The sequence below is a fragment of the Thalassospira sp. genome (assembly GCF_040218635.1).
Lineage (GTDB): Bacteria > Pseudomonadota > Alphaproteobacteria > Rhodospirillales > Thalassospiraceae > Thalassospira.
In genome coordinates this window covers 1,116,994-1,127,549 of sequence record NZ_JAVJRB010000012.1, presented here as the reverse complement: position 1 = coordinate 1,127,549, position 10,556 = coordinate 1,116,994, and the positions used below count along the sequence as shown (strand labels likewise).

Genomic DNA, 10,556 nt, shown 5'->3' with positions numbered 1-10,556 from the left:
GTTTAGATGGCTCGGTGGCATTAGCGGCCGGGAACCACCTGATCCCATCCCGAACTCAGAAGTGAAACCAGCCTGCGCCGATGGTACTTTGTCTTAAGGCACGGGAGAGTAGGTCACTGCCGAGCCTTCTAAACACAGCTTCATATTCCCTATACATCGATTTTAAAAACCCCTGACCTTTATTGGTCGGGGGTTTTGTCGTTTCTGGCTTCAGGTTTTCTTTAACGGACATCGTCAAGGCAAGCAGGTGATACAGCTTTGCTGTTCCACAAGACTGTCATATCCTTTTGACCAAAGACAATTTAGGGGACGGGACGATGGTGTGGGGTTTTGCGCTAAGTGGTCGGTGCGAGAAGCAGCAATCGTGCTTTGAAAATCAGGCATGGTTTGTAACGAGGTTTTTGGCCTTGTTCTCAGCCCTGATCATGATCTCAGTCGGACTGGCCCACGCAAGCACGGCAGAAAAGCATCTTCGTGTGGGGTGGTATCCGTCGCACCCGTATCAATATACCCATCTTCAACATGGCACGGAAAGTCTGACCGGGCTGGATATCGAGCTTACCCGTGAAATCCTGAAACGGGCGGGATATAGCACGACCTTTATCCCGACAAGCTGGGCGCAGGTTCAGCGCGATTTGCGCGATGGCAAGGTCGACATGGCTTTGGGCGCCTTTGAAAATCCCGAACGTTCGGAATATGCCTATTTTTCAGAATCCTATCGGGTGGAGACGGATTCTGTGTTTTTCCAGAACGGCGCCTCCATCGCCCATAATGCCGACAGCTTTGCCCATGTGGTTGAGAATATTGCCGCGGCCGATGGCCATATCGGCGTGCTTGACGGCTATTCCTATGGCATCGACGTCGATCAGACGATTTCCGGAAATCATCATGACCGTGTAGTGGCCTATGACAGTATCGAAAAGGCGCTGCAAAGTCTGGAGCACGGGCAGATTGATGCGTTGCTCTCTGATCAGGTATTTGTTGAATCCGCCCTGATCCGGGATGGATATGGCAACAAGATTGATCGTCATTCCATGCCGGTGTTTTCCGGTGACATCCATGCAATGTTTTCGCGGGCCACCGTATCGCAAGAAACCGTAGATGATTTCAATATCGCATTGCAGACGGTTCGAAATGACGGGACACATGACAGCATCATTCAGTCCTTTGTTACCCCGATCCGGTTTGGCATCGCGCTGAGCGGGCGTTGGTTTACAGCCCTTGATATTCTCGGCACTGTGGCCTTTGCCATTTCAGGCGTGCTTCTGGCACGGCGCGAAGGCTACAGCATTTTTGGTGCCTTTGTGCTGTCGGCCTTGCCAGGCGTGGGTGGTGGGGTGGTCCGTGACTTGTTATCCGGGCGCGAGCCGATTGGCATCATGCAATCTCCCAACGGGATATTGTTGGTGATCGGGACGGTGCTGGCCGGTTACGTCATCTATTTCATTTTTGACAGATTGCCAAAATCGACAAATGTGCCGAAAGCCGATCCGGAAGCCAGCCCCAAAAACCGGTTCCGTCGGATGATGACCATGGGCAATGTGATCGAGACAACCGATGCCATCGGGCTTTCCGCCTTTACCGTGACGGGGGTTTATGTCGCCGTGACGATGAACAGCACCCCGCTTTTATTGTGGGGGCCGTTACTGGCGATGTTGACCGGGGCAGGCGGCGGGATTATCCGCGACGTGGTTCGGGCAGATCGGAACAACCCGGCACTCAAGACATCGTTTTACGCCGAGATCCCCTTGTTCTGGGGATTTATCCTGTCAGGGTTCTTCTGGCTACATGGGCATCAGGCCGAAACATCAGACATTTTCTTTGCCGTTATGATCAATGTCGTCGGGGCATTTGTCATGCGAATGCTGATCGTGATGTTTGGCCTTAAAAGCCCCCGTTTCTGAGTTTGGACCCTGTCGCAATTTCTGCGCATTTTCACAAAACCATGCGATGGAGGGGATCTTCCATCGCATTCCAACGGTACCCAAAACCCCCTGACCTTTATTGGTCGGGGGTTTTGTCGTTTCTGGTGGCTGGGCGGTTATCGCTTAGCTTGATCGCAGTTTGTTGATTTCTTCGGAAAGTTCGGCAATCAGGTTGTGATTGAGTGCGACGACAGTATTGATTTTACTCGCAGATTCGCCCGCTTGCGATGCGAGTTCGCGGACTTCACTGGCAACCACTGCAAAGCCCCGGCCAGCATCGCCAGCACGCGCAGATTCAATGGTTGCATTCATCGCCAGCATGTTGGTTTTCGATGCAATGTCATTAATCGTCGAGATCATGGATGTAATGTCGCTTCCTGACTTCACAAGCTCTTTGACCACGGCTTCGCTTTTTGACACGACCTGACGTTTGTCCGTCACGTCACTGGCATACATGATGAACTTTTTAATGTGCCCATCGCTGTCCTGAACTGTGGCAAGGGTTGCGGAAAAGCCAAATGCTGTTTGACGATCGCCGAAGCGCAAATCAAATTCGATATACAGAACCCCCGTTGCGCGCAGTTTTTCAAGGTCTTCGGTACCAAGCAAGTCATGCAGATCATGCAGGGCCGACCTTGTGGCTGCATCTGATATGGATTTCAATTGCATGAACTCATTGATGTTGAGCAACCGGCCATCCGGTTCCCAATCGGCAAACAGCATGGATTTACTGATGGCATCAAAGCGCGCCTGATATTCCAAGGCCTTTGATTTGACGTCGTTAATATCGGCGATGATGCCAATGAAACCGGTGTGGTTGCCGTGGTCATCCTGTGTCGGGTTGCTGGTGACCGAAATCCAAAGCGGGTCGCCATTGCCGTTCCGAAGTTCGATCTCGTCATAGAATGCGCGGGGTTGGTTAAGCTCGGCTGTAATGCGTTCGACCGTTGCCGGATCGGTTTGGGGCCCGACCAGAATATCCTTTATCCATTTGCCGGCCACATGCTCCAATGTGAAGCCGAACATGTTGGTAAAGCCGCTGTTGACGTAAAGGATATGGCGATCAATATCGGTAATGACGACGGCATTGCTTGTCTGATTTGCGACCATCGACATCAATTCAAATTCTTCACGCTTGTGGAATTCCTCGGTGATGTCATTGGCGAATTTAATCACCTTGATGATCTTGCCGTTTGGATCGCTGATCGGGTTATAGGTGGCATGGATCCAGACTTCGCTGCCATTCTTGGTGATCCGGCGAAATTCCGCCGTTTGATAGTGTCCCAGACGGAGATTGTCCCAGAATTTGGCATATTCAGGAGAATTGGCTTCAACCGGATCGACAAAGATCCGGTGATGTTTTCCTTCGACCTCCTCCATGGTGTAACCCATGAGGCCAAGGAAGTTTTTGTTGGCGTGGCGGATCGTGCCATCAAGATCAAATTCAATCACTGCCTGCGCCCGGTTGATCGCATCGATCTGTGAGTTTGCACTGGCGCTTTCAATAACCTGATCGGTCACATCGGTGGCAAATTTAATAATCCGGTCGACTGTTCCGGACTTCAGGATAGGGGGGTAGGAGGCCTGTATCCAGACATCCTTGCCCGATTTTGTGATCCGTCGGAATTGTGCGGTTTGGGCAACCCCATTGCCAAGGTCCTGCCAAAATTTCTGATACTCGGCACTTTTCGCGTCTTCGGGCGGTACGAAAATCCTGTGATGTTTACCCTGAACTTCATCGAGAGAATATTCCAGCAGCGAAAGAAAGTTCTCATTGGCCGTGCGGATCGTGCCATCAAGTGAAAACTCAATCACGGCCTGGGTTAGGTTAATCGCGGCAATCACATCGCTTTCTGTGCCTTGCGCGTTCCCCGATAAATCGGGTTCTTCAACCAGATCGGTATCACTCGTCTTCGCACGTGACCTGGAAAAGCCGAACATAGCTGTCTACCCCGCTTGTGCTTTGTCTTTCTTCTGGAAATTCTTGCAATGTCTTCTACACAAATGCTGTCGATGGCCTTCAGGTTCAAGGCTCAACCTCAAACGGATGTTTTGAGTGCAAGGGAGGCCGTTTTCTTGGCGGCTGGCATTGCTTAAATGCCTTGGTGTTCACGGGGGCGTGATCGTAAGGGCAGGCGAGTTCACGTGTGTTTGACAATGCGTGTGCGAATGGTGCAGTGACCCAAACAATGTTCACCCCTACGGTTGAAGCATCACTTTGATGTGGTGTTCCGAATTCAACCGAAGGAAACGACGATGAAAAAAGCTATGGTTCTGGGTGCGGCATTGAGTGCTGCGGTTTCAATGGCCGCGGTCGAGCAGGCATCGGCGCAAGGTGCAAAAGAAAAATGCTTTGGCGTATCGCTTGCCGGTCAGAATGACTGTGCCGCAGGTCCGGGCACGACCTGTGCCGGCACATCGACCGTTGATTATCAGGGCAATGCCTGGAAGCTGGTTCCGGCTGGCACATGCGAAGATATGAGCTTCACCACCGCAGATGGCCGTGACGTGATGGGCAGTCTTGAAAAACTTGATCGCGATATTCCTGCGAGCTAACCGCGAGGCGGTTGGTGTCAGCGTCATTCATGATCACTGACCGCAACGCGATCATAGTGTTTTGAGGTTTACATGACCGAACTGCCCGCACGTGCCGGTGTTGGATTTAAGGCCGACCACGCCAAAGATATCTTTGGCACAAGCCCCTCTGTCGGCTGGTTTGAAATTCACCCGGAAAACTACATGGTTGCTGGTGGGCCGCGGCTTGCCATGCTTGAACAATTGTGCGGGCAGTATCCGGTATCCATGCACGGGGTTGGATTGTCCCTGGGCGGCGGAGAACCGTTAAATGAAAGTCATTTAGCCGATCTCAAGCGACTGGTAGACCGGTTCGACCCCGCCATGGTCTCCGAACATATTGCATGGTCGTCCCACGAAGGTCTTTATATGGCTGATCTTTTGCCAACACCCATGACCAAGACATCGCTTGATCAGTTGGTTGCAGCAATCTCGCACGTTCAGGATTATATCGGGCGGCGCATTCTGATCGAAAACCCGACGTCTTATATGGCCTTGCCGCAAAACTCGATCCCGGAACTGGACTTCATCACCGAAGCCGCCCAGCGCAGCGGTTGTGGATTGCTGATGGATGTAAACAACGTTTACATATCGGCGCATAATCTGGGGTTCGATGCCAAGGAATTTATCGATGCGGTGCCTGCTGATCTGGTCGGCGAAATCCATCTGGCCGGGCATGAGCGCGATGCCAACCAAAATGATGATGTATTGATCGATACCCATTCCCGTCCGGTAGCAGACCCGGTCTGGGCACTGTTTGATCGGCTTGTCGGGCGCATCGGGCCACGGCCAACCCTGATTGAATGGGATAATGATGTGCCGTCATGGCCGGTGCTGCATCAAGAAGCCATGCTGGCCGATCGCTATTTGACGAATGATCGCACGGTTGGTCTTGAGGCGGCATCATGAGTGATCTCAAGGCATTCTATGACGGGTTTAGCCAAGCTGTTCAAAGCTTGGCGCCAAATGCCTATCCCAAAGAACTTGCACCAGATAACGCCCATCGCTTTGCCATCTATCGCAACAACGTCCATCGCGGGCTGTGTGATGCATTGCCGGCGGCCTATCCAACCGTGGAAAAGCTTGTCGGCGACGCATTCTTTCGCGAATTGGCGCGGCAGTTTGTCAGCACGGAAACCAGTCGCCCCGGTTCATTAGCGCTTTATGGCGATGGCTTTGCCGATTTTATTGCCGAACATGAGGCGGTCGCATCGCTTCCCTATCTGGCGGATATTGCCCGGCTTGAACGGGCCCGGCTTGAAGCCTTGAACGCCAAGGATTGCGAACCACTTTCGGCAAGCCATCTGACGGGATACGAGGACGTATTGGGCGCGATGCAGTTACACGCACACTCGGCCTGTCGGTTGGTGGTCTCTGATCACCCGGTCCTGTCGATCTGGAACGCACAAAACCTATCTGACACCCCGAAAAACATCATCGCACAGGGCGAAACGGTTTTGTTCACGCGGCCCCATATGGATGTGAAGATGCAGCTTTTAACACGAGGGCAGGCGGCATTTTGCGCGGCCATTTTTAACAATGACTGCGATGTAGAAACCGCCTGCGACATCGCACTGGCGACGGATCATGCATTTGATGTGACCCGCGGGTTTGCGGATTTATTGGTCTGCGGGGCGTTTGATGCCCGCTTCATCACCGATACAGGAGTTCGGCATGACTGATCACGTTATCGGAAAACTGGTCCGCTGTTATGCGACACTCATCGACGCCATTGTCGGGCGTGTCGGGCGGGATCATTTGGGGTTGGCATCCCGGTTGGTGTTTGTTCTGCTGTTGCTGCCCTATTATTTCAACAGTGCTCTGACCAAAATTGATGGCATCGGGTTAAGTGCGGGGGCATTTGCCCAGATCTTGCCACCGATTGCCGAGCAATATTTATATGACACCACCGCAATTCCATTCTTTCCCTGGCATCTGATTGTCTGGGCCGGAACTATGGCGGAATTTGTCCTGCCGGTTCTGATTGCGATTGGTCTGCTGACACGATTAAGCGCCTTGGGCATGATCGGATTTGTCATCGTCCAAACGATCGTCGATGTTGTCTTCCACGGGGCAGCCATTGGATCACTCGCCAATGGCCTGCCGACGGAGCTGATTGACCAGCGGTTATTGTGGGTGTTTGTGCTGGGTATTTTGGTCTTTGCAGGCGGGGGCAAGGTTTCACTTGATGGTGTGCTGAACCGGATGCGGGCTTAATACGCAATCCCCTGTTGATCGGGTCGGGATGGAGCGGGCATTTATGCATGTTGGTGAGATAATTGCGCGCCTTGTGCAACCATTTGTTTCTTCTGATGAAAGAACGGAATATATTCCCGGTACGGATTTTCTGTTGATGTTCTGACAGCTCGGGACACAATCGGCTTTTTGATGGAAGCTCCGGCATATCTTGGCCGTATCAAACAGGATTAAACCGGTGAGCTATCTTAAAAACCATCAGGTCTTTGCTTCAAAAAGCCTGGATCAGACGCAAGCTTTTCTCTCTGAAATGAACAGCATTGATTCAATCGATCTGCTCGGTAAAAAAGCAACCGCCGACATTTCCATTCAGGCCGCGTCACTTGCCGATATTGATTTGCTCGGCGCGTCCTTTGGCCCGGATCGCGTCACGATCAAGGCACCGGCAACCGCAGAAAACGACCTGTTTTTGCTGTTTGTGAATAGCGGCCACGGCAAGGTCAATCATGGCGGCCAGGAGATCGAAGTTTCAGCCAAACAGGGCATGATGCGCAACATGCGCATGCCGATGGATGCCATAGAAGACAATTTCTCGGCCCTTGGGGCAAAGCTTCCGGTTGATACGCTGCGCAAACATGCCTTTGCCCTGACCGGGCAGGATGTTTTTCGCAATGATCTGGTGTTTGACACGGCACTTGATTTGACGTCGCCGGGGGGGGGGGCATGTTTCCAATACGCTGCATTATATCGCCAATGCCCTTGATGGACCGCTTCACGATACAAAGAACGGGATCATCCTGAAGGAACTCCGCGATGTTCTTTTGACCAATATCCTGATGTTACTGCCAAATTCCTATTCGGAAATCCTTCATGACCGGCCATCTGCCATTGCGATGCCGCGTCAGGTCAAACGTGCCCGTGACTATATTCACGAACATGCAGAACAGTCGATCCAGCTCGCCGATTTGCTGGCACATGCCGGGTGCCGGTATCGCACCCTTCAGCTCGGATTTAACGAAACTTTCGGCATGGCGCCCATGGCCTATGCCAAGATGGTGCGTCTGAACCGCGCGCATAATGAGTTGCTTGCAGCCGCACCCGGTACAACGATTGCCAGCGTCGCCCGTAAATGGGGATTTGTGCATGCCGGACGGTTCGCACAAAGCTATACGCTGCATTTCGGTGTTTCCCCTTCCGAGACGCTTAATCGTCGCCGCTAGAAACAACGTGCAAGTTTCTAATTTGCTGCCGTAAAAAGTGTAAGGCTATCCACTTTTGTGCATTGCCTATCCACTTATGGTCGTTAATCGACATGCTGCCTTTATTCTTTCTGGTTTCGTTCCATGCTTCTGCGTAATCCTGTCGTATAGGACGGGGAGGGGCAGAATTTTAATGCGTTGTTCCCTGCGTGACATTCGCCATGCGGGAACCTCAACCCGGATGCAAAAGTAAAAAAGCAAGAAGGGTCCGGGCATGCAGATCAGAAGACTGTCGCCAATATTAAACTATGCGGGGTTGCTGTTGCTCGCCCTGTTGATGATGATCGTGATTGATCGACCAGCACATGCAAGTTCGCAGTGGAAGAACTTGCAAGGCGGGCCCGAATGTGGCGGCGTTGATAAACGCGGCAAACTGCAAGAACCGTGCGGACGGGTATCTGCAAAGTTTGAGGCAAAGGCAGTTGGCAAATGCCCGGACGGATCGTTCTTCGATTTGGGTACGTGGTCCTGTTATGCCTGCCCAGACGGATATAACCGCAACGCAAAAAGCATCAGTGGTGACAAAGCCTGCGACAGACCAATGAAGTCAACGCAGCATCAGACCGCGACATTCCTTGGCAAAAAGGAATGCCCGGCTGGTTCGTTCCTGGATAAACGCAATGGTGGCGAATGCTGGTCCTGCCCAAAAGGGTATGGGCGTACTGCGGCATCTGTTGATGCATGGAACGCATGCGGCATGGTCATGAAAAGGGCCGTCAGTGCAACGTTCGAAGGACGTGCCTGCCCGCAAGACTCATTTACCGATCCACGCAATGGCGGCGAATGCTGGAGCTGCCCGGAAGGTTTCAACCGTACAGCAAACGCGGTTACCGGGAAAAATGCTTGCGTGAAAACAATTGATTTCTTGCCGGCGACGAAAATTACCGCCTTGACCTGCCCGGCGGGTCAGCATTTCGATTTTATCGATGGCGGGACCTGCTGGTCTTGTCCTGATACCTACCTTCGGACAAGCTTCTCGGTAAAAAGCGCTAAAGCCTGCAAGGCGACCGAAATGAAGTGGATTTCGCCAAACCGGGACATGCCGGGTTTGTTTGGCCTGAGCCCGGCGGTCGAGGAATTGGCGCTTGAACTGGTGCGTGATCGCACAGAAATTGACGAGATCATTGCACAGACCGTGCCTGAACTTGATGACACGACCCTCGAAGAATTGTCCTATACCGAATGGTTGCTGATCGAAAATGAGCCATGGCGTAGTGAAGCACTGTCCGCTTTGATTGCCAAGCGCCTGATGAAAGCAGCAGCAACCGCGCCGGGACAACGGACTGCACTTGAAAAACGACTGCTTGAAGATGTCGGAAAACAAATTCAGTGGAACCGTCAATTCCTTGCATCGCAGCTCCGTCAATTATTTAACAACTGGCAAAAGACAAAAGAACTCGAATTTGCGGAAAACAGCAGTAACAACATGTTGGCATTTGCTGGTTCAGTTACTGAACCGCCAAATTTCAACGAGGTTCTCTCTGCCACTTTGCAAGCCGGTACAATGGCCGGCACCCTTGGAAGTGGCGTTGGAGTCACGTTTTTCCTGCGAACCTTCAAGGCTGTGTTCCCGTATCGCAGAGTCGTAGCAAAGGCAGGAACCAAGGCGGGGACCGCAATTGCTGGCCAAGCAGCTAAGGCAGCGACACAAAGTACCAAAGTCCTGACCACGATCGTCACGCCGCTGGGCAAAATCTCGGTCACCATGACCCGCTTGGTAACCGGTGCATCAGGTCCGGTAATGACCGCCGTCACCACGGCAATTACCCTTGCCATGGAACTCGACAAGTTCATCAAGATCGAAGCCGCCGAAGGCAAGATACGCCAAGCTGAAACGATTGCCAGTCGCCCGGCCGACATTGCGCTTATGTTGCAGGAAAAAGCCGGTGATGAGCAGTTGATGTATCACTGGACCATTTTGACAGCCGGTGATACGCGGCCAAGTGCGAACTATGCCCGCGCGATTGCGTCGATCAAAGCCGGTGGCACTGTTGCTGCGTCAACAGGGCCGGTTATGCCGGTTATTGTCGGGGGAACAGCCTATGATGGGGGCAAGGCGGCAATTGCGGCTGAATCAAAAGTCCTTAACGACGGTCTGAAAAAGCAGGAAGCCAAAGTTCCCGGGACGTTCCGCCTTGAACTCACCGCAAGACCGGGGCTTTGCCTTGTTAAGCAGGAAGGCGACAGTCTTGTTGCTGTCCTTGGCGAATGCAATACGCCTGAAGCACCATGGGTGTTTCCAAATGCCCGCACCAGAGAACTCGTGGTGATCGACAATTATTGTCTGAGCATCGAGGCCGAGAAACTTGGCGCGAATGACCCGGTATGGATCCGGAAATGTTCCAACGCAAACCTCAAGACCTGGGGTCTCGATCAAGTGGGACAAATTCGATATGTCGGGACGGGTCGGCGCATGTGCATGACCGTGGCAGACGCGAAACCTGCTATCGGCTCTGTGGTGAAAATGGAACCCTGCAAAGTTGGAAGGATTGAGTCGCAGGTTTGGCGTCCTTGGACTTATGCCGGTTAATTTAAACAACAGTTAAACAGAAGCAGTTCGGTCAAAACACATCAAAAGTGTCGGCCGGATTGCTTCTGATTT

The 10,556-nt window shown here is 52.4% G+C and carries 9 protein-coding genes and 1 rRNA gene; 9 read left to right on the top strand and 1 reads right to left on the bottom strand.

Translation table 11 applies throughout. The features are described 5' to 3' along the window. Positions 1 to 10 precede the first annotated feature (10 nt). Together rrf and RIC05_RS19180 are read left to right on the top strand one after the other, a co-directional pair. Positions 11 to 125, top strand: a 5S ribosomal RNA gene (gene rrf, locus RIC05_RS19185). Positions 126 to 317: 192 nt separating this feature from the next. Continuing rightward, on the top strand, positions 318 to 1,904 hold the full coding sequence (locus tag RIC05_RS19180; RefSeq protein ID WP_350046126.1) for a TRIC cation channel family protein: 1,587 nt from the start codon (positions 318 to 320) through the stop codon (positions 1,902 to 1,904). Between the two features lie 144 nt (positions 1,905 to 2,048). On the opposite strand, the gene RIC05_RS19175 is transcribed toward RIC05_RS19180, so the two are convergent. Beyond that, positions 2,049 to 3,866, bottom strand: coding sequence for a methyl-accepting chemotaxis protein (locus tag RIC05_RS19175; RefSeq protein ID WP_350046125.1), 1,818 nt, complete (start codon positions 3,864 to 3,866; stop codon positions 2,049 to 2,051). A 315-nt stretch (positions 3,867 to 4,181) separates the two neighbouring features. On the opposite strand from RIC05_RS19175, the gene RIC05_RS19170 reads away from it, so the two are divergent. From RIC05_RS19170 to RIC05_RS19140, 7 genes are all read left to right on the top strand, one after another. Beyond that, complete coding sequence (locus tag RIC05_RS19170; protein ID WP_350042929.1) at positions 4,182 to 4,481, top strand: BufA1 family periplasmic bufferin-type metallophore; 300 nt, start codon at positions 4,182 to 4,184, stop codon at positions 4,479 to 4,481. A gap of 72 nt (positions 4,482 to 4,553) precedes the next feature. After that, positions 4,554 to 5,408 carry an MNIO family bufferin maturase gene (gene bufB, locus RIC05_RS19165; RefSeq protein ID WP_350046124.1) on the top strand — a complete coding sequence of 285 codons (855 nt, stop codon included), beginning with the start codon at positions 4,554 to 4,556 and terminating at the stop codon, positions 5,406 to 5,408. After that, positions 5,405 to 6,181: an HvfC/BufC family peptide modification chaperone gene (locus tag RIC05_RS19160; RefSeq protein ID WP_350046123.1), complete on the top strand. Its 777-nt coding sequence runs from the start codon at positions 5,405 to 5,407 to the stop codon at positions 6,179 to 6,181. The genes bufB and RIC05_RS19160 overlap by 4 nt, the downstream gene beginning before the upstream one ends. Continuing rightward, positions 6,174 to 6,716 (top strand): DoxX family protein, encoded by a 543-nt coding sequence (locus tag RIC05_RS19155; protein ID WP_350046122.1) that lies wholly within the window; start codon positions 6,174 to 6,176, stop codon positions 6,714 to 6,716. Before RIC05_RS19160 ends, RIC05_RS19155 begins: the two co-directional genes overlap by 8 nt. A 217-nt stretch (positions 6,717 to 6,933) precedes the next feature. After that, a complete protein-coding gene (locus RIC05_RS19150; RefSeq protein WP_350046121.1) occupies positions 6,934 to 7,458 on the top strand; it encodes a cupin domain-containing protein in 525 nt (174 codons plus the stop codon). Positions 7,459 to 7,516: 58 nt separating this feature from the next. Beyond that, entirely contained in the window at positions 7,517 to 7,915 is a 399-nt protein-coding gene (locus RIC05_RS19145; protein WP_350046120.1) for a helix-turn-helix domain-containing protein, read from the top strand. Positions 7,916 to 8,168: 253 nt separating this feature from the next. Then, positions 8,169 to 10,484 carry a ricin-type beta-trefoil lectin domain protein gene (locus tag RIC05_RS19140; RefSeq protein WP_350046119.1) on the top strand — a complete coding sequence of 772 codons (2,316 nt, stop codon included), beginning with the start codon at positions 8,169 to 8,171 and terminating at the stop codon, positions 10,482 to 10,484. Positions 10,485 to 10,556: the final 72 nt, after the last annotated feature.

Excerpts from the sequence above, each read along its gene's own strand:
- RIC05_RS19180 (WP_350046126.1), top strand. The coding sequence starts at position 318 with ATGGTGTGGGGTTTTGCGCTAAGTGGTCGGTGCGAGAAGCAGCAATCG.
- RIC05_RS19175 (WP_350046125.1), bottom strand. The coding sequence starts at position 3,866 with ATGTTCGGCTTTTCCAGGTCACGTGCGAAGACGAGTGATACCGATCTG.
- RIC05_RS19155 (WP_350046122.1), top strand. The coding sequence starts at position 6,174 with ATGACTGATCACGTTATCGGAAAACTGGTCCGCTGTTATGCGACACTC.
- RIC05_RS19160 (WP_350046123.1), top strand. The coding sequence starts at position 5,405 with ATGAGTGATCTCAAGGCATTCTATGACGGGTTTAGCCAAGCTGTTCAA.
- RIC05_RS19140 (WP_350046119.1), top strand. The coding sequence starts at position 8,169 with ATGCAGATCAGAAGACTGTCGCCAATATTAAACTATGCGGGGTTGCTG.
- RIC05_RS19170 (WP_350042929.1), top strand. The coding sequence starts at position 4,182 with ATGAAAAAAGCTATGGTTCTGGGTGCGGCATTGAGTGCTGCGGTTTCA.
- bufB (WP_350046124.1), top strand. The coding sequence starts at position 4,554 with ATGACCGAACTGCCCGCACGTGCCGGTGTTGGATTTAAGGCCGACCAC.